This window comes from Enterobacteriaceae endosymbiont of Plateumaris braccata (genome assembly GCF_012563325.1).
GTDB lineage: Bacteria > Pseudomonadota > Gammaproteobacteria > Enterobacterales > Enterobacteriaceae.
In genome coordinates, this window is the sequence record NZ_CP046232.1 from 107115 (window position 1) to 127702 (window position 20588).

At 19.9% G+C, this 20588-nt stretch carries 22 protein-coding genes and 1 tRNA gene; 13 read left to right on the forward strand and 10 right to left on the reverse strand.

Annotated elements, in window-relative coordinates; all coding sequences use genetic code 11:
* Positions 1-26 precede the first annotated feature (26 nt).
* From GJT80_RS00530 to GJT80_RS00550, 5 genes are all read right to left on the reverse strand, one after another.
* Positions 27-605, reverse strand: a complete 579-nt coding sequence (locus GJT80_RS00530; RefSeq protein ID WP_168867455.1) for an aminodeoxychorismate/anthranilate synthase component II — start codon at positions 603-605, stop codon at positions 27-29.
* A gap of 10 nt (positions 606-615) precedes the next feature.
* Positions 616-2196, reverse strand: coding sequence for an anthranilate synthase component 1 (locus tag GJT80_RS00535; RefSeq protein ID WP_168867456.1), 1581 nt, complete (start codon positions 2194-2196; stop codon positions 616-618).
* Between the two features lie 188 nt (positions 2197-2384).
* On the reverse strand, positions 2385-3425 hold the full coding sequence (ychF, locus tag GJT80_RS00540; protein ID WP_168867457.1) for a redox-regulated ATPase YchF: 1041 nt from the start codon (positions 3423-3425) through the stop codon (positions 2385-2387).
* Positions 3426-3440: 15 nt separating this feature from the next.
* Positions 3441-4016 carry an aminoacyl-tRNA hydrolase gene (gene pth / locus GJT80_RS00545; protein ID WP_168867458.1) on the reverse strand — a complete coding sequence of 192 codons (576 nt, stop codon included), beginning with the start codon at positions 4014-4016 and terminating at the stop codon, positions 3441-3443.
* Positions 4017-4031: 15 nt separating this feature from the next.
* The gene (locus GJT80_RS00550; RefSeq protein WP_168867459.1) at positions 4032-4982 is read right to left on the reverse strand and encodes a ribose-phosphate pyrophosphokinase; all 951 of its coding nucleotides are present in this window, start codon (positions 4980-4982) and stop codon (positions 4032-4034) included.
* A 193-nt stretch (positions 4983-5175) separates the two neighbouring features.
* On the opposite strand from GJT80_RS00550, the gene prfA reads away from it, so the two are divergent.
* The 11 genes from prfA (at position 5176) to tyrS (ending at position 15604) form a co-directional block, all read left to right on the forward strand.
* Positions 5176-6267, forward strand: a complete 1092-nt coding sequence (prfA, locus tag GJT80_RS00555) for a peptide chain release factor 1 (RefSeq protein ID WP_168867460.1) — start codon at positions 5176-5178, stop codon at positions 6265-6267.
* On the forward strand, positions 6257-7093 hold the full coding sequence (gene prmC, locus GJT80_RS00560) for a peptide chain release factor N(5)-glutamine methyltransferase (RefSeq protein ID WP_168867461.1): 837 nt from the start codon (positions 6257-6259) through the stop codon (positions 7091-7093). Before prfA ends, prmC begins: the two co-directional genes overlap by 11 nt.
* Before the next feature lie 194 nt (positions 7094-7287).
* A complete protein-coding gene (gene thrS / locus GJT80_RS00565; RefSeq protein ID WP_168867462.1) occupies positions 7288-8580 on the forward strand; it encodes a threonine--tRNA ligase in 1293 nt (430 codons plus the stop codon).
* Positions 8581-8601: 21 nt separating this feature from the next.
* The gene (gene infC, locus GJT80_RS00570; RefSeq protein WP_425482260.1) at positions 8602-9123 is read left to right on the forward strand and encodes a translation initiation factor IF-3; all 522 of its coding nucleotides are present in this window, start codon (positions 8602-8604) and stop codon (positions 9121-9123) included.
* A 62-nt stretch (positions 9124-9185) separates the two neighbouring features.
* The gene (gene rpmI, locus GJT80_RS00575) at positions 9186-9383 is read left to right on the forward strand and encodes a 50S ribosomal protein L35 (protein ID WP_168867463.1); all 198 of its coding nucleotides are present in this window, start codon (positions 9186-9188) and stop codon (positions 9381-9383) included.
* 34 nt (positions 9384-9417) lie between these two features.
* Positions 9418-9768 (forward strand): 50S ribosomal protein L20, encoded by a 351-nt coding sequence (gene rplT, locus GJT80_RS00580; protein WP_168867464.1) that lies wholly within the window; start codon positions 9418-9420, stop codon positions 9766-9768.
* A gap of 26 nt (positions 9769-9794) precedes the next feature.
* Complete coding sequence (gene pheS, locus GJT80_RS00585; RefSeq protein ID WP_211080449.1) at positions 9795-10778, forward strand: phenylalanine--tRNA ligase subunit alpha; 984 nt, start codon at positions 9795-9797, stop codon at positions 10776-10778.
* A gap of 4 nt (positions 10779-10782) precedes the next feature.
* A complete protein-coding gene (gene pheT / locus GJT80_RS00590; RefSeq protein ID WP_168867466.1) occupies positions 10783-13260 on the forward strand; it encodes a phenylalanine--tRNA ligase subunit beta in 2478 nt (825 codons plus the stop codon).
* A 6-nt stretch (positions 13261-13266) separates the two neighbouring features.
* Positions 13267-13560 (forward strand): HU family DNA-binding protein, encoded by a 294-nt coding sequence (locus GJT80_RS00595; protein WP_168867805.1) that lies wholly within the window; start codon positions 13267-13269, stop codon positions 13558-13560.
* Positions 13561-13727: 167 nt separating this feature from the next.
* Entirely contained in the window at positions 13728-14270 is a 543-nt protein-coding gene (locus GJT80_RS00600) for a riboflavin synthase subunit alpha (protein ID WP_343033602.1), read from the forward strand.
* A gap of 41 nt (positions 14271-14311) precedes the next feature.
* Positions 14312-15604: a tyrosine--tRNA ligase gene (tyrS, locus tag GJT80_RS00605; protein WP_168867468.1), complete on the forward strand. Its 1293-nt coding sequence runs from the start codon at positions 14312-14314 to the stop codon at positions 15602-15604.
* 17 nt (positions 15605-15621) lie between these two features.
* On the opposite strand, the gene GJT80_RS00610 is transcribed toward tyrS, so the two are convergent.
* The 3 genes from GJT80_RS00610 to GJT80_RS00620 form a co-directional block, all read right to left on the reverse strand.
* Complete coding sequence (locus GJT80_RS00610) at positions 15622-16263, reverse strand: endonuclease III domain-containing protein (RefSeq protein ID WP_168867469.1); 642 nt, start codon at positions 16261-16263, stop codon at positions 15622-15624.
* A 61-nt stretch (positions 16264-16324) separates the two neighbouring features.
* Positions 16325-16398, reverse strand: a tRNA-Val gene (locus tag GJT80_RS00615).
* Between the two features lie 32 nt (positions 16399-16430).
* Positions 16431-17774 (reverse strand): MATE family efflux transporter, encoded by a 1344-nt coding sequence (locus tag GJT80_RS00620; RefSeq protein ID WP_168867470.1) that lies wholly within the window; start codon positions 17772-17774, stop codon positions 16431-16433.
* A gap of 214 nt (positions 17775-17988) precedes the next feature.
* On the opposite strand from GJT80_RS00620, the gene grxD reads away from it, so the two are divergent.
* On the forward strand, positions 17989-18306 hold the full coding sequence (grxD, locus tag GJT80_RS00625) for a Grx4 family monothiol glutaredoxin (RefSeq protein WP_168867471.1): 318 nt from the start codon (positions 17989-17991) through the stop codon (positions 18304-18306).
* Positions 18307-18328: 22 nt separating this feature from the next.
* On the opposite strand, the gene rnt is transcribed toward grxD, so the two are convergent.
* Both rnt and tsaB read right to left on the reverse strand, forming a co-directional pair.
* A complete protein-coding gene (gene rnt, locus GJT80_RS00630) occupies positions 18329-18964 on the reverse strand; it encodes a ribonuclease T (protein WP_168867472.1) in 636 nt (211 codons plus the stop codon).
* Positions 18965-19102: 138 nt separating this feature from the next.
* Positions 19103-19777: a tRNA (adenosine(37)-N6)-threonylcarbamoyltransferase complex dimerization subunit type 1 TsaB gene (gene tsaB / locus GJT80_RS00635; protein WP_168867473.1), complete on the reverse strand. Its 675-nt coding sequence runs from the start codon at positions 19775-19777 to the stop codon at positions 19103-19105.
* Between the two features lie 283 nt (positions 19778-20060).
* Here tsaB and hslV point away from each other — a divergent pair, with 283 nt between their 5' ends.
* Positions 20061-20588: an ATP-dependent protease subunit HslV gene (gene hslV, locus GJT80_RS00640; RefSeq protein ID WP_168867474.1), complete on the forward strand. Its 528-nt coding sequence runs from the start codon at positions 20061-20063 to the stop codon at positions 20586-20588.

Sequence of the window (20588 nt, forward strand, 5' to 3'; positions counted from 1 at the left end):
TTTTATCACTTTTAATAATATTCATTTTAAGACAAAGCCCAATGAATAGTTTTTTTCATTAAAATATCTCCATCAGGAGTAAGAATAGATTCAGGATGAAATTGAAAACCACATGTTCTATGATAATTATAACGAAAACTCATAATAATATTTTTACATTTCGAATTAATTTTTAAAAAATTAGGAATTTTATTTGCTATTAATGAATGATAACGAGCCACATTCATAGGATTTTTTATCCCATAAAACATGTCTTTATTATCATGAATAATAGTTGAAGATTTACCATGAAAAATTTCTTTTGCTCTTATGATACATCCACCATAAGATTCAATTATTGCTTGATGCCCTAAACATATTCCAATAATAGGTACTTTTCCTATTAAAATTTTTAATAAATTAGGCATAAATCCAGCTTTATTAGGTAATCCTGGACCGGGAGATAATAATAAAATAGGATATTTAATTTTACTTAATTTTCTTAACAAAAAATTTATTGGAAGATTATTCCGATAAACAATAACTTTATGATTTAAAGAACGTATTTGATCGACTAAATTATAAGTAAATGAATCAATATTATCTAAAATAAATACATTAGACATTAAATTATTATTACTCCTTATAATAAAAATTACTTTTTTCTATAGCAGTTAAAACTGCTTTAGCTTTGTTAAAACTTTCATTCGCTTCAGATTGTGGTTCTGAATTTAATACTATACCTGCACCAGCTTGTACAGTTGCTTTATTATTTTGAATATAAGCAGAACGTATAATTATACATGTATCTAAATCTCCATGTCCTGTTAAATAACCAATAGAGCCTCCATAACTTCCTCTGTGTTCTTTTTCAAATATTGCTATTAATTGCATAGCACGTATTTTAGGTGCTCCAGTTAAAGTACCCATATTCATACATGCACGATAAGCATGTAAAGCATCTAAATTAGGTTTAAGAATTCCTATAACTCTAGAGACCAAATGCATAACATAATAATAACGATCAACTTTTGTCAAATCTGCTACATATCTACTACCAGGAATACATATTTTAGCTAAATCATTTCTTGCTAAATCTACTAACATTAAGTGTTCTGCCATTTCTTTTTGATCTATTCTCATTTCTAATTCAATACGACTATCTAAATCTAAATTCACAATATTATTAATATATTTTCTTGATCTAGTACCGGCGATTGGATACAATTCTACTTGTCTATTTACAGAGTTAAATTTTAATGAACTTTCTGGAGACGCTCCAAATAAAATAAACTCTTTATCTTGCATAAAAAACATATATGGACTAGGATTTATTGTTTTTAAAATATCATAAGCAACTAAAGGATTATAACATGGTATAAAAAATTTTCTTGAAGGTACTACTTGAAAAATTTCTCCTGATTCAATATAGAATTTCATTTTTTTAATTATATTACAATATTCTAAATCTTTTTGATTACATGTATAAGAAATATTTTTATGAATTTTTGATCTAATGTTAATATTAGTTAATGGTAATATTATTGTTTGTTCTATTTGTTTACTAAGATTTTTAATACGTTTATTTAACCTTTGAAATTCTTGTTTATTAGGTATATAAATACTAGCTTGTAAATTTGATATTTTTTTTTTATGGTCTATTATTAATAATATTTCAGATAAATAAAAACAATAATCAGGACATATATTTTGGTATTTTGTTCTTTGTGGTAATTTTTCAAAATTATATATTAAATCATAAGAAAATAATCCTCCTAAAAACATAGCTTTATTTTCTTTTTTATTAGGTAATTTAACTAATTTAAGTATATATCTTAATATGTCAAAAACAGATAAAGATTTTAATCTTGTATCTTCATCTTCTAATTTTTTTATTTTTGGTAAAATTAAAAAACGATTGTTTGTTTTTTTTATATTAGATATATTTTTAGGTAAAAATTTATCTAATAATTGTAATAATAAATTTCCATTCTTAGAAAATGATTGAATAGTTACAGTATTTTTAATAGAACTAATCCTTAATGAACTATCAATAATTAATAAACTTTGTAAATTTTTCTTACTGTTAATATCAACTGATTCTAATAATAAAGTATATTTTTTTTTTTTACATAATTCATTATATATAATAGTAGGGTTTTCTCTATAAGCAGTTTTAGTTGTAATTAGTTGTAATGTAGGTTTTATAATTTTCATATTATAATTCTCAAATTTCACTTATAACATCAGTGAAATAATATGATTTAAGTAATAATAAATACTAATTACATATTACTCATATTTATGAAAGTAAATCTTATTATGAATAAATATTCATAATAAATCAATTCAAATTAAAATAGTATAATTAATTGTATATGAAAATATATAAATAATCTATATTATTAAACATTAAAAAGAAAATGAATTATATCTCTATTTTTAATAATATAATTTTTACCTTCTAATCTAATTTTTCCTGCTAACTTTAGTTTATTTTCATTTTTATAAAAAATATAATCATTATAATTTATTACCTTAGCTCTAATAAACCCTCTTTTAATATCACTATGAATTTTTTTTGCAGCTTCTAAAGCTGTTGTACCTTTCATAATACTCCATGATTTTGTTTCTTTAATTCCAACAGTATAAAATATATTTAAATTTAATAAATTAAAACTAGCTATTACAATTTTATTTAAATAATAATTTTGTAATTCATTAATCTTAGTGAATGCTAATTTAGCACATATATTTATAATATTATATTGTTTAGATATCAATTGTAATTGATTTAAATATAATTTATTTTGTGATATATTTTCACTTATATTAGCGATAATAATCATTGGTTTAATAGTTAATAATTTTATATTATTAATAAATTTTAATTCTTCTATATTAAAATTAATTGTATTAAGTAATCTTTTTTCTTTTAATTTATTTAAACATAAATTTAATAATTTTATATTTTGATGATTTTTTTTACAATTATTTTTTGTAGATAAAATTTTTATTTGTTTCATACATAAATAAATATCAAATTGAATAATTTCATTATTAATTATATTAATATTATTAATTGGTATATTAGTAGGTGATATATCTAATATATTTATATCTTCAAAGAAACGTACAACATGAATAATAGCATTCATTTCTGTTATATGATTTAAAAATTTATTTCCTAATCCTTCTCCTTTAGAAGCTCCTTTAATTAAACCTGCTATATCTACAAATTTTATTACAGATGGAGTAATTTTTTTTGTTAGCACTATTTCAGATAATATATCTAATTTTTTATCAGGAACATTAACAATACTAATATTAGGTTCTATTGTACAAAAAGGATAATTAGATGCATTAACATTTGAATTAGTTAATGCATTAAATAATGTTGATTTTCCAACATTAGGTAATCCAATTATACCACATTTTAATTTCACTTTTAATCCTATTATTTATTTAGAATGAAGATAATTCATAGCTTTATAATAATTTGTATTAATAAAGATTTTTATTGCGTTAATTATATTCCTCATAGAGGAGTTAATTATTTTTTTTTCAATTACTGTTGGTTTATTTAATACAAAATTATTTATTTTTAATTTATTTTTAGGATGTCCAATGCCAATTCTTAATCTATAAAATAATTTATTATTAAAATTTTTTATTATATCATTTAGTCCATTATGACCCGCACTACCTCCTCCATATTTAAATTTTATTTTTCCTGGTAAAAAATCTAATTCATCATGTATTATTAAAATTTCATTTAAAATAATTTTGTAAAAATTGGATGCAAGAAGTATAGATTTACCAGAATTATTCATAAAAGTATCAGGAATTAATAAAATTAATTTTTTATTTGATAAATTAACAAAACCAATATAACTATGTAATTTTTCTATTTTATTCAATTTAATTTTAAAATAATTAGCAAGGTAATAAATATAATCAGATCCTACATTATGACGTGATCCAATAAATTTTTTTCCGATATTTCCTAAACCAACAATCATTTTAATATTATTCAAATAATATTTCCTATTTTAATTATTAAACATTACAGAAATAGATTCTTCATTATTTATTCTACGAATAGATTCTGCAAGCATTTCTGATAAAGTTAGTTTTCTTACTTTTTTTAATTTTTTTATTTTATTTGATAAAGGAATTGTATCACATACTATAATTTCATCTATTAAAGAATTAGAAATATTATTTGCTGCATTACCAGAAAAAATAGGATGAGTTACATATGCAAAAACTCTTTTAGCACCATTTTTTTTTAACGCTTTTGCTGCTTCACATAATGTACCACCAGTATCAATAATATCATCTATTAAAATACAATCTCGATTTATAATATCTCCAATAATATGCATAACTTCTGATATATTAGATTTAGATCTTCTTTTATCTATAATTGCCATATCAGTACCATTAAATAATGTTGTTGCTATAGCTCTAGCACGTATTACACCTCCAATGTCTGGAGACACTATAATAGGTTTATCTAAAAATATTTTTGTCATATCTTCTATAAGAATAGAACTACTAAATACATTATCTACAGGAATATCAAAAAATCCTTGAATTTGTTCTGCATGTAAATCTACCGTTAAAACTCTATCTATTCCTACACCAGATAGAAAATCAGCTATAACTTTTGCTGTAATAGGTACTCTGGCAGATCTTAGTCTACGATCTTGTCTGGAATATCCAAAATATGGTATAACTGCTGTTATTCTTCCTGCTGAAGCTCTTCGTAATGCATCAGCTATGATAATTAATTCAATTAAATTGTCATTTGTAGGATGACAAGTAGATTGAATTATAAAAACATCATCTCCTCTAACATTTTCATTTATTTGAACAGAAGTTTCTCCATCACTAAATTTACCTACATATGCTTTTCCTAAATTAGTATATAAATGATCTGCAATTTCTTTTGCTAATTCTGGAATTGCATTTCCGGAAAATAATTTCATATCAGACATAAAATATTCCTTATAAATATTATTTATAATAATATTTTTTATTACTATTAATATAGTATTTTAAATATATATAGAAGTACCATATATAAAAAAAAATATAATATATATTATTAATAAAAATTTATTATTTTTAATTTTTTTTATTATATTATTAAAATTTATTTAACAAAATTTATAACATAAAATTTAATTTATGAATAATTCTATTATTAAGCAACTTAATTTATTACATAAACGTTATATATATATTGAAAAAAAATTAAGTAATTATAAAATATATAATAATCAAGAAAATTTACGTAAACTTTCAATAGAATATATGAATTTATCTATAGTAATTAAACCATTTATAGAATGGAAGAATTTACAATTAGATTTAATCAATAATAACGAATTATTATATGATAAAGAATTATATTCTTTAGTTTTAGAAGATATTAAAAATATTAAAATTAAACAAAAAAAAATAGAAAAAGAAATTAAAATTCTTTTATTATCCAAAAGTAATGATAAAAATAATAGAAATTGTTTTTTAGAAATTAGAGCAGGTTCAGGAGGTAATGAAGCAGCTATTTTTGTAGGTAATATTTATAAAATGTATGCTCGTTATGCTGAATCTAAATCTTGGAAGGTAAAAATAATTAATGTTCATTATGGAGAACATGGAGGATATAAAGAAATCATATTAAAAATAATTGGACATGGTGTATATGGAAAATTAAGATTCGAATCAGGTGGACATAGAGTACAAAGAGTTCCTGAAACAGAATCTCAGGGAAGAGTTCATACTTCCACATGTACTGTAGCTGTTATGCCAGAATTATCTAAATCTGAAGTTCCAGAAATTAATAATAATGATTTAAAAATTGATACTTTTCGTTCTTCTGGAGCTGGTGGACAACATGTTAATACAACTGATTCAGCTATTCGTATTACTCACATACCAACAGGAATTGTTGTAGAATGTCAAGATGAAAGATCTCAACATAAAAATAAATCTAAAGCTTTATCAGTATTAATAGCTAGAATTAATGCCGCAGAAATAGCTAAAAGAAATAAAAATGAATCATTAATAAGAAAAAATTTGTTAGGAACTGGTGAACGTTCTGATAGGAATAGAACATATAATTTTATTCAAAAAAGAGTAACAGATCATCGCATTAACTTAACAATTTATAGATTAGATGAAATTATGAATGGTAAATTAGATTTGTTAATAGAACATATCTTACATAAATATCATGCTGATTTATTATTATTTACATCAAAAAAAAATGAAAATTAAAAAATGGTTATTTTATGCTAATATTATCTTAAAAAAAAATAAAATATATCTATCTAAAATAGAATCAGAAATATTATTATCTTTTGTTCTTAATAAATCTAAATTTTGGATCTATGAATTTTATGAAAATTATTTAAATATAACACAATTAAAAAAATTAATGCAATTATTAAAAAGAAGAATAAATGGTGAACCAATTGCTTATATATTAGGATATTGTGAATTTTGGTCATTAAAAATTAATGTTTCATCATTAACTTTTATACCTAGACCAGATACAGAAATTTTAGTAGAACACACATTAACAAAAATTAAATTTAATACAAAAAATATATTAGATTTAGGTACAGGAACTGGAGCTATAGCTTTAGCTATAGCTAGTGAATGTAATAAATTAAATGTTATTGGAATAGATATAGTTCCAGAACTAATTAATATTGCAAAAAAAAATGCAAACAAATTATCTATTCATAATGTTAATTTTATACAAAGTAATTGGTTTAGTAATTTAAAACATCAAAAATTTGATATTATTGTAAGTAATCCTCCTTATATTAAATATAAAGATTATTTATTTCTTGAAAAAAGTATAAAATTTGAACCAATATATTCTTTAATTGCAGAAGATAATGGATTATCTAATTTTAATTCTATTATTTTACAATCTACTAAATATTTAAATAAATTTGGATGGATAATACTAGAACATGGATTCAATCAATCTAATCAAATTATGAAAATATTACAAGAAAAAAAATATAAGAATATAAAAACTTGTTTAGATTATAATGGTAATAAAAGAGTAACTTATGGACAAAAAATTTAATTTTTTTATAAAAATTTTAATAAATTAAAAATTATTTTATTGTTATATAAATAAATATCACTATAATAATTATTATTAATTTTAATAACTAATAATTTTATTATATTTATAATAATATATTAAATATATATATTTAATTGTAACTAATTATTTTAAAATTTATTAAATTCAATTAATTAATATAAAAGAAAAAAATGCAACAAAATAATAATTCATCTAATTTTAATAATAAAAAAATAAAAAAAAAAAAACAATTATTAAATAAAAATAAATTACTAGAATTTGATCATAGAATATTTGGAAAAAAACTCAATTTATATCATTTTCAAAATGAATCACCAGGGATGGTTTTTTGGCATAATAATGGTTATATTATTTTTCATGAATTAGAAAAATTTTTACGTAAAAAACTTGAAAAATATAACTATCAAGAAGTAAAAACACCATTAATAACAGATAGTATAATTTGGAAAAATACAGGACATTGGAAAATTTATAAAAAAGCGATTTTTAGTACATTTTCTGAAAATAGAAATTATTGTATTAAACCTATGAATTGTCCAGGACATATACAAATTTTTCAACAAGGTTTGAAATCATATAAAGATTTACCTTTAAGAATTGCAGAATTTGGTATTTGTCATCGAAATGAACCATCAGGTTCTTTGCATGGTTTAATGAGATTACGTAGTTTTACTCAGGATGATGCTCATATATTTTGCACACAAGAACAAATTTTAATAGAAATCGAAAATTGTATTAATATGATGCGTGAAATTTATCAAATTTTTGGTTTTAAAAATTTTTTAGTAAAATTATCTACAAGACCTAAAAACCGTATTGGAAATAATGAAGTATGGGATCAATCTGAAAAAAATTTAGCTATAGTTTTAAAAAAATTAGGTATAACTTTTAATTATCAGGTTGGAGAAGGTGCATTTTATGGACCTAAAATAGAATTTTCTTTTTTCGATTGTTTAAATCGTGAATGGCAATGTGGTACAATACAATTAGATTTTACATTACCAAATTGTTTAAATTTATTTTATATAGATTCTAAAAATGAACGTAAAACACCTATAATAATTCATCGTGCTATTTTAGGTTCTATAGAAAGATTTATTGGAATTATTCTGGAGGAATATTCTGGTTATTTACCTATTTGGTTAGCTCCATTACAAATCATCATAATTAATGTAAGTAATAAACATACTGATTATGTTATAAATTTATTAAATATAATAAAACAAAATAATATTCGAGTTCAAGCAGATTTAAAAAATGAAAAAATATCTTTTAAAATTAGACAATATACTATACAACATATACCTTATATTTTAATATGTGGAGATAAAGAAATAGAAAATAATACAGTATCAATTCGTGATTGTTTTGGTAAAGATTTGGGAAATATGAAAATTCATGATATTATCAGCAAGGTAAAAAAAGAAATTAATAATTATAATATTCATCAATTGGGGAGATAGGATATTAAAAGTGGAAAAAAAATGATACAACTTAAACCTAATAAAATTAATGAAAATATTAAAGCTAAAATTGTAAGATTAATAGGTTTTAAAGGTGAGCAAGTTGGTATTGTTGATTTGAAAATTGCAATCATGAAAGCAAAAGAAATTGGATTTGATTTAGTAGAAATTAGTCCTAATGCAAATCCTCCTGTATGTCGTATAATGAATTATGGTAAATTTTTATACATAAAAAATAAAACATCAAGAGAACAAAAAAAGAAACAAAAAATAATTCAATTAAAAGAAATAAAATTTAGACCAAATACAGATCAAGGAGATTATCAGGTTAAATTACGTAGTTTAATTCGTTTTTTAGAAAAAGGAGATAAAATAAAAATAACTTTAAGATTTAGAGGTAGAGAAATGGTACATATCCAAATTGGATTTTCTATGTTAAATAGAATAAAAAATGATTTAAATCATTTAGCTTTAGTTGAATATTTTCCCAAAAAAATTGAAGGAAGACAAATGATAATGATTTTAGTACCTAAAAAAAAATAATTATAAATTTTTTTTATAAAATAATACGTTAGTTTTTTAAAAAATATTTGGATTACATAAATATGTTCAAACTTAAAACATTACGTAGTGCTGCTAAACGTTTTAAAAAAACAAGTTCTGGAAAATTTAAACATAAACAAGCTAATTTAAGACATCTTTTAACAAAAAAAAAAGCTAAAAAAAAACGTTCTTTAAGAAAAAAAAAATTAGTATTTAAAGGAGATACATATTCATTAATATCTTGTTTACCTTATTTATAAAAAAATTTAATAAAATTTGGAGATCTTAAATTATATGGCTAGAGTTAAACGAGGTGTAATTTCTCATACCAGACATAAAAAAATTATTAAACAAGCTAAAGGATATCTTGGATCAAGATCAAGAACTTATAGATCTGCATTTCAAGCAATTGTAAAAGCAGGGCAATATTCTTATCGTGATAGACGTCAACGTAAAAGAAAATTTCGTCAATTATGGATTATAAGAATTAATGCTGCAGCTCGTCAAGAAAATATTTCTTATAGTTGTTTAATGAATAGATTTAAAAAATCTAATATTAATATTAATAGAAAAATTCTTTCTGAATTAGCTATTTTTGATAAACAATCATTTACTAAGTTAATAAATTTTACAAAAATTAATTAATTATTAATGAGAATATCTAAAAAATGATATCTGATCTTAATCAAATAATAATAAATGTAAAAAAAGAAATTAATTTAATTAATAATATTAAAGAATTAAATATTTTTAAAGTAAAATATTTAGGAAAAAAAGGATATATATCTTCACAATTTTTATTATTAAAAAAATTAACAAAACAAGAAAAAATTGAAAATAGTACAATTATTAATAATATAAAAAAACAAATCAAAACATTAATAAAACAACATAAAAATAAATTAGAATCTAATAATATTAAATTTCAAGTTTTAAATAAAAAAATTGATATTACACTTCCTGGTAGATACTTTAAAATGGGATCTCAACATCCCATAACTATGGTAATTTATGATATTGAGAATTTTTTTATAAAATTAGGATTTAAAATAACAGAAAGTCAAGAAATAGAAGATGTTTATCATAATTTTGATGCATTAAATATATCAGAAAATCATCCTTCACGAACAGAACAAGATACTTTTTGGTTAAATAAAAAAAATTTATTACGTACACAAACTTCTAATATGCAAATTAGAATGATGAAAATTTTAAATCCTCCTATAAGAATATTAACTTCAGGTAAAGTATATCGAAATGATTATGATAACAGACATACTCCTATGTTTCATCAGATAGAGGGATTATTAATAGACAATAATATTAATTTTTTAGAATTAAAAGCAATATTATCTTTATTTTTAAAATATTTTTTTGATGAAAAATTAAAAATTAGATTTAGACCATCTTATTTTCCATTTACTGAACCTTCTTTAGAAGTAGATATTATGGGTACAAATAATAAATGGATTGAAGTTTTAGGAGCAGGTATGGTACATCCTAATGTATTAGGTAATATTAATATTAATTTATTAAATTATTCAGGTTGTGCTTTTGGTATTGGAGTAGAACGTTTAGCTATGTTACGTTATAATATTAACGATATACGTTTATTTTTTGAAAATGATATACGTTTTCTTAAACAATTTAAATAAAAATATGATTAAATTAAGTGAATTATGGTTACAAAAATGGATTCCCTATAATAATATTAAATTATTATCTGAACAATTAACAATGTTAGGATTTGAAGTAGAAAAAATTGAAGCAGTTTGTAAAACAAAGATAGATAATATATTTATAGGCCAAGTCATTGCTTGTCAGTTTAACAATAATAAAAATATTTATGATTTAACTATAGATATAGGAAATAATAAATTATATAAAGTAAAATCAAATGCAATTAATTGTAAAAATAAAATAAAAGTAGTTATTGCAACTGTAGAATCATCTTTATATAAAAAAAACATACATAATCAAAAATTTAATTTTTTATTCCAATCAGAAGGATTATTGTGTTCTAAAAAAATGCTAGGATTAAAAAACAATATATATGAAAATGTTAATCATATATTTATATTAAATAATAATGTTAAAATAGGACAAAATGCTTATAAATATTTACAATTAAATGATAATATACTACATATTAATATACCATATAATCGTTCTGATTGTTTAAGTATTATGGGTATAGCAAGAGATTTATCAACTAAAATACAAAATGAAAATTATTTATTCACATTTCCTTATGAATATCATACAACTCAAAAAAAACAAATTAATAAAATAAATGTTTATATAAATAAAAATGCTAATAAATATAATTTAAGTTATTTTTATTGCGTTATACAAAATATTAATTTACGAAATAAAATTCCATTTTTAATAGAACAAAGATTACAAAAATCGGGAATATTAATATCAAATAACAATCCTTTATTAAATATTAGTAATTATATAAATTTAGAATTAGGATTTCCAGTATATTTTTATGATCTTAATAAGATTACAGGTAATGACATATACATAAAAAAATATAAAAATGTTAATAACGATTATTTCATAGATGAAAAAAATAATAAAATATCCTTATTAAAAGATACTTTAATAATTAAAGATAAAGAAAAAATACTATCTGTTCCAATTTTAGCACAAAACAAAAAAGTTATTATTAATATAGATACTAAAAATATTTTATTAGAATGTTTTTTTTTGGATGCTAGTACAATAAAAAATTTATCTAATAAATATAAAATATTTAATTTGTTTACAAATCTTTATGAAAGAGGATTAGATCCATTAATACAAAAAAAAATAGTATTAAGAACTATAAATCTAATATTACAAATATATGGTGGTGAAAGAAGTAAAATTAAAGTAGTAAACACAGATAATTATATTAATAATTTTTTAAAATTAAAAATAATTAAATTAAATTTTAAAAAAATTGAAAAAACATTAGGGTTTATTATAAAAAAACATAAAATATTCAATATAATTAATAAACTAGGATTTAAATTTATATTAAAAACAGATATTGATTGTACTGTTCAAATACCTAGTTGGAGATATGATATAAAAATTGAAGCTGATATAATAGAAGAAATAATACGTATATATGGATATAATAATATTCCTAATAAATATATTAAACTAAATTTAATTGAAAAAAATATTAATTTTGATTTACTTTTAAAATTTAATAATATAAAAAAAATAAAAAATTCTCTAATTAGTAAAGGATATAATGAAGTTATTAACTATAGTTTTATAAATCCTAAAATACAATCTTTAATCTTTCCTAAAGAAAAATTTATTAAATTATGTAATCCTATTTCAACAGAAATGTCTATTATGCGTACTTCTTTATTATGTGGATTAATAAATAATATAATTTATAATCAGAATAGACAACAAAAATCTTTACGTTTTTTTGAAAGTGGATTATGTTTTAAAATAAATAAAAAATTAGAATTTGGAATATCTCAAAAGTTAATGTTTGGAGGAATAATAAATGGTAAATTACATGAAGAACATTGGTCTTTATCTAATAGAAATGTAGATTTTTATGATTTAAAAGGTGATATAGAATATATATTTGACCTTTTAGGAAAAACAGATAAAATAGAATTTAGAACGATATCTAATATAAATTTTTTACATCCTAATCAAGGAGCATCTATATATTTAAATAATATTTTTATTGGATATATTGGAGTAATACATCCTTATATTCAAACATATTTAGGAATTAATGAAAATACTATTTTATTTGAATTAGAATGTAATAAAATATTAAATTATACAGAAACAAAAATTAAAACAATATCAAATTTACCAGTAAATCGTAGAGATATTTCTTTAATAGTAAAAGAAAATATTCCTTTTATAAGTATTATACAAGAATGTAAAAATTTTTCAATAAGACAAATTATTGATATAAATTTATTTGATGTATATAAAGGTATAAAGATTCCTAAAGGATATAAAAGTTTTACAATAAGTTTTATTATACAAGATAATACTCACACATTAAAAGATCAAGAAATTAATAATATTATACAATTATGTATAAATAAATTAAAAATAAAATTTCAAATTACATTAAGAGACAAAAACTGTGACTTTAACTAAAAAAAAATTTCTCAATATTTAGTTAAAAAATTTAAAATATATAAAAAAGATGCATTATATTTAGTATGTTTATTTTTTAAAGAATTAAAAAAAACTTTATTAAAAGGAGAAATAGTAAAATTATCTGGTTTCGGTAAATTTGAAATACATAATAAAAATTTTAGGCCAGGTCGTAATCCAAAAACAGGAAAATTTATACTTATTCATGCTAGAAAAGTTATAACTTTTAAAGCATGTCAAAAAATAAAAAAAAATTTATACAATATTTCATTAAATAAAAAAAATAAAATTAAATTTTAATAAAATTATTATTTTTTTTTATTTATTAAATAATATTAAATTAATTTACTATTAATAAATAATATTGTATTTATATATAATATAAATATTAATAGGATTAAGTTTATGTTTAGTGGAATTATTCAATGTATAGCGATAATAAAATTATTAATTAAAAAAAAAATTTTATATATATGATAATAAAAACACCTAATTTATTTACTTTTGATTTAAAAAAAGGAGATTCTATTGCAAATGATGGGTGTTGTTTAACTATAAGTAATATAATTAATAATTTAATATGTTTTCATATTATTAAAAATACATTAAATATTACAACATTTAAAAAATTAAAAAAAGGAGATTGTTTAAATATTGAAAAATCATTAAAATTAATTGATTTTGTTGGTGGTCATTTAGTTTCTGGACATATTACAGATGTTGCTACAATTATTAAAGTAACAAATTATATTAATTCTAAAACAATATGGTTAAAACCATATCATCAATCTCAAATGAAATATATTTTTCAAAAAGGATCTATATGTATAGATGGTATTAGTTTAACAATAGATAAAGTTTATATTAATCAATTTAGTATTAATCTTATTCCAGAAACAATTATAAAAACTGTATTAGCAAGTAAAAAAATTAATCAAAGTGTTAATATTGAAGTAGATCTATATACTAAAATAGCTGTAAATACTATAGAAAAATTGTTTAATCAATAAATTATTTATTTAAATAAAATAAACCAAGAGATATAAATTTAATGATTATAAGTAAAAATAATGAAATAAATTTAATAGAAGTATTAAAAAATCGTAATATTATTAATCAAATTACAGATAAAAATAATTTAAAAAATATTATAACAGAAAAAAAAATTCATTTATATTGTGGTTTTGATCCTACGGCTGACAGCTTACATATTGGTCATTTAATACCATTAATTGTATTAAGATATTTTCAAAAATTAGGACATAAACCTATTATTTTATTGGGAGGAGCAACAGGATTAATAGGTGATCCTAGTTTTAAATTACAAGAAAGAAAAAAACAACCAATTTATTTAATAAATGAATGGATTAATAAAATTAGTTTACAAATAAAACTTTTTTTAGATTTTAATTGTGGATCTAATAGTGCATTAATAGTAAATAATTATGATTGGTTTAGTAAAATGAATGTTTTATTTTTTTTAAAAAAAATAGGTAAATATTTTTGTGTTAATCAAATGATGAATAAAGAATCTATAAAAAAAAGAATAAATAAAAATACACAAGGAATTTCTTTTACTGAATTTTCATATAATTTATTACAATCTTATGATTTTGCTTATTTAAATAAATATTTTAATGTAATTTTACAAATAGGTGGATCGGATCAATGGGGACATATAGTTTCAGGGATTGATTTAATTAAAAAAATACATAAACAACAAGTATTTGGTTTAACTCATAAATTAATTACTAAAAATGATGGAACTAAATTTGGTAAAACAGAAAATAAAACAATATGGTTAGATTCTTTTAAAACAAGTCCATATGATTTTTTCCAATTTTGGTTAAATATTCATGATAATTTAGTTTATAATTTTTTAAAAATGTTTACTTCTATTGAAATAAGTACTATAGAAGATTTACAAAAATCTAATGATAATTCAATAAAAAAAGTTAGCGCTCAAAATTTATTAGCTGAACATATGACTTATTTAGTTCATGGTGAAAATGCATTAGAATCTGCTAAAAAAATCACTGATTATATTTTTTATAAAAAGTTAAATTATTTATCTAAAAATGATTTTCATATGCTATTAACTAATGGAATTAATAATATAATATTAAAAAATAAAAATTATTCTTTACAAGAAATATTAATATTAAGTAAATTAGCTAAATCTAGAAGTCATGCAAAAAATATGATTGAATCTAATTCAATTTATATAAATAATAAAAAAAGATCTAATCTTTTATATTTTTTTACTGAAGAAGATAAAATTTTTAATCATTTTACATTATTATGTAGAGGTAAAAAAAATTTTTGCTTATTATATTGGAAATAATATAATAATATAATTATTTAAATTTTATTAATATTTTTTAAAGAAAATTCACATAAATAAAATATTTTACATATATGACATAATGGTTTTTTGATTTTACATATATTTTTACTATGAAATATAAACCAATTATGACAATATAATTTATATTTATTGGGAACAAATTTTAACAATTTTTTTTCTATTTCATATGTATTTTTACCTATAACAAATTTAGTACGATTACAAAATTTATAAACATGTGTATCTACAGCAATTTCTAATTTTTTAAAAATAGTATTTAAAATTATATTTGAAATTTTTCTGCCTACTCCAGGTAATGATTCCAAATCTTTTCTATTATTAGGAATAATACCATTATATAATTTTATTAAAATATTACTCGATTGTATTAAATATTTAGATTTGTTATTATATAGCCCCAAGGGACGAATATATTCTTTTATTTTTGAAATACCTAAATTTACCATACAATATGGGTTATTTGCAATAATAAATAATTTTTTAGTTACTGCATTAACTTTTTCATCATTAGTTTTTGATGATAATATTAAAGAAATCAGTAATTCAAAAGAACTATTAAAAATTAATTCAGATTTAAGTTTCAAATAATGTTGATTAAAAATCTTAAGTATTTTTAATCTTTTGTTTTGATTCATATCAATAAAATTATAATTAAAAATATTTATTTATAAAAAAATTAATAAAAAAAATAATTTATGCGTTCTAGAGGATTCGAACCTCTGACCATCACTATGTCATAATGATACTCTAACCTACTGAGCTAAGAACGCATAAAATTTTAGTGATGATATCATAAAAATAACTAATATAAAAATTTTTGTAAGTATATAATACGATATATTATTAATATAGCAGATGTAGTTAAACCTATAATAAAACCGATCCAAAATCCTGCAGGCCCCATTGGATGAGACATAATCCAATTAGTAATTGATAAAACATAACCAATAGGGAAACCTATAATCCAATAAGAAAAAAAAGTAATAAAGAAAATAGCTATAGTATCTTTGTATCCTTTTAATATACCACAACCTATAACTTGAATAGAATCTGAAATTTGATAAATTCCTGATAATAAAATTAGATATGAAGATAAATAAATTATTTCTTGATTAGAACTATATAAAGAAGAAATATTTTTTCTAAAAAATATACTAATAAAAGAAGTAATTATAGATATAATTATTCCAATAAATTGTGCACACCAACTAATTATAATTGCTTTTTTTCTATATCTTAAACAATGTCCTATTCTGATAGTTACAGCTACACTAAAAGAAAAAGGAAAAACAAATATTAATGAACTAAAATTTAAAGCTATTTGATGACTAGCGATTTTTTCTACACCCATAGGAGATATAAATAAAGATACTAAAGTAAATAATGTAACTTCAAAAAAAATAGATAAAGCAATAGGAAAACCGATTTTAATAAATTGATATAATATATTTTTATTTGGTTTACTTAATCTATTAATTATTTTAATATCATAAAAATACATCGAATTAGAAATCCATAATTTTATAATACAAAACATTATCCAATATATTATAATTATAGAAAAACCACTGCCAATACCACCTAATTTTGGTAAAATCCAATAACCATATATTAAACCATAATTTAAGGGAATAAATAATAATAAACCTATAAAACTAATAATCATGCAAGGTCTTGTTAATGATAAACCTTCACATTTACAACGCAAAATTTGAAAAAATAAATATCCTGGTGTATTCCATAAAATAATTTTTAAATAAAAATCAGATTTTAATACTAGTAATGCATTAATATTTGGTATAAATACAAGAAAATAACCAATATTATATAAAAAAAACATAATTAATATTGATATAATAATTACTAATAAATATGCTTGTTTTATTTGATTTGCTATATGAATACGATTTCCAGATCCATTTAATTGAGAAATAATGGGTATTAAGGACAATAATATTCCATGTCCTAATAATATTATAGGCAACCATATTGAAGTTCCGATAGATATTGATGCCATATCTGTAGTACTAAAAGCTCCTATCATTATAGTATTAATAAATCCTATAGAAATTTGAGCTATCTGTGCAAAAAGAACAGGAATAGCAAGCTTAAATAATTTTTTTGTTTCTATAAAATATTTTTGCACACATATACCTTTAATTTTTTTATAATCTATATAATCTAATGAAATATTTGTTTTTAGTGATATTTTTTAATAGTATATTAATAAATATGTATTTTTATATTTTTTATATATTTACTTTTATATTTATAAATTTTATAATACAATGGATATGTTATTTAGATTTAGTTTTAAATACAATATAATTTTAAAAAACCAATATAGAGTATATTTTTATATGAAAATATTTGAAAAAATTAAGAAACAAATATCTGATAATCCTATTATTTTATATATGAAAGGATCACCTAAGAACCCAAAATGTGGATTTTCAGATAAAACTGTAAACATTTTAATATCATATAATATAAAATTTATTTATATTGACGTTTTAAATAATCCAGATATAAGAAAATATTTGCCTAAATATGCTAATTGGCCAACTTTTCCACAATTATGGATTAATGGAGAATTAATAGGAGGTTATGATATTATATATAATATGTATTGTAATAAAGAATTAGATAATATTTTAAAAAAAAATTTTATTAAATAAATTCAATAATTATAAATTTTTTTTATTTTATAGGTGGCCAACCCCCTATTTTTTTCCATTTATTTACTAATTTACAAAATAATTCAGCTGTACGATCTGTGTCATATAATGCTGAATGTGCTTGATTATTATCAAAAGATATACCTAAAGCATGACAAGATTTAGCTAATACAGTTTGTCCTAATAATAAACTACTCATAGATGTTGTATCAAAAGTAACAAAGTTATGAAATGGATTTTTCCATTCTGTTTTAATACGTTTTGAAGCTTCCATAATAAAACTATGATCGAAACTAACATTATGACCTACAACTACTGCTTTTTTACATTTATTTTTTTTTAATTCATTATAAACTTTTTTAAATATAATAGTAAATGCTATATTTTCACTTACAGCTCCTCTTAAAGGAGAATTTATATTAATTTTATTAAAAGCTAAAGCATCAGGAGATATATATGAACCTTTAAATGGTATAATATGAAAATGTAAAATTTCATTTTTTTCTAACCATCCATTATTCATTTTCAGAGTTATTAAACCTATTTCTAATATAGCATTATTTTTTGGATTAAAACCTGAAGTTTCTATATCAATAACAACAGGATAAAATCCTCTAAATCTATAAGATAATAAATCTAATTTTAATGAATCATTCATAATATAAGCTTTTTTATATAATTATTATAAGTTAAAATTTAAATTTAAATTTTATCATTAAATTAGTAAATTTTATTTTTATAATTAAGATTATAATATATAAATATTATTTAAAAATTTAATTTTTAAATTTATAATTTAAAAAATATTATTAATATAATTAATATTATTATATATTTTTTTATTATTTAAAGTTAAATTTTTAATAATATTAATAATAGATTTAGATGATATAGATACATCTTTTATTAGTTGTAGTTGTAAATTTTTATTTAATAAATGTATTTCATTAAATTTTATATAATTATTAATATCAGAAACCAATATCCATTTCCCCTTTAATTGTAATAATTTTTTAATTAAATCACAATTATTTATTATACATTCACTTTTTTTCCCAATCCATAACCCTTTTTTATTTTTTTTATATAAAGCAAAATAAATATTTGTTTTATTGTATTTAATTGTTGTTATAATATTTTTAATTTTTGTTTCTATCCATGCTTGTTCTGCTATCATCATTAAATGTGATAATCCAATTTTATCAATATTCAAAGAATACGATAATCCTTCAATAACTGTAATACCTACTCTCATACTAGAAAAATTTCCTGGTCCTGAATTATAAACTAACAAATTAATATCTGATAACATCATTTTTGAATTTTTTAAAATATCATTTATTATTAATAATATATATTTTGTATGTTTATTAGGACAATACTTTTTTATATTAAAAATATTTTTTTTTTTAAATAATGTTACAGAACAATATTTATTAGTAGTATCAATAGCTAAAATATTTTTATACATTATTAATTACTATTTATAATTGTCTGATAATATAAAATTATTGTTTTAAATAAAATTTATGATATAATAATTATCGTTTATTTAAAATAACAATTTTAATTTTTAAGTTAAAAAAAATATTTATATAATTATTTAATAATAAGTTATTAATTTTATAAATTAATAATATTAAGATTTATTAATATATTTTTATGTTTTAATATAAAATTAAAATTATTTTTTAAAAATTTAATATAATATATTATTCTTATAAAATTCTTAAAAAAATAATTAAAGATAATTTATGACAACTATTGTTAGTGTAAGAAGAAATGGATATGTTGTTATTGGTGGTGATGGACAAGCTACCCTTGGAAATATTATAATGAAGGGAAATGTTAAAAAAATTCGTAAATTATATAATGATAAAGTAATAGCTGGTTTTGCAGGAGGAACTGCTGATGCTTTTACTTTATTTGAATTATTTGAACAAAAATTAGAAATGTATCAAGGTAATTTAACAAAATCAGCTGTAGAATTAGCAAAAGATTGGAGAACAGATCGTTTACTTCGTAAGTTAGAAGCATTATTAGTTATTGCAGATAAAATGACTTCATTAATAATAACAGGAAGTGGGGATGTTGTTCAACCTGAAAATAATATAGTTACAATAGGTTCTGGTGGTCCATATGCACAAGCATCCGCAAGAGCTTTATTTGATAATACTAATTTAAGTGCATACGATATAGTAAAAAAATCATTAAATATAGCAGGAGATATTTGTATCTATACTAATCATAATTTTACTATTGAAAAATTATTATCTAAATAA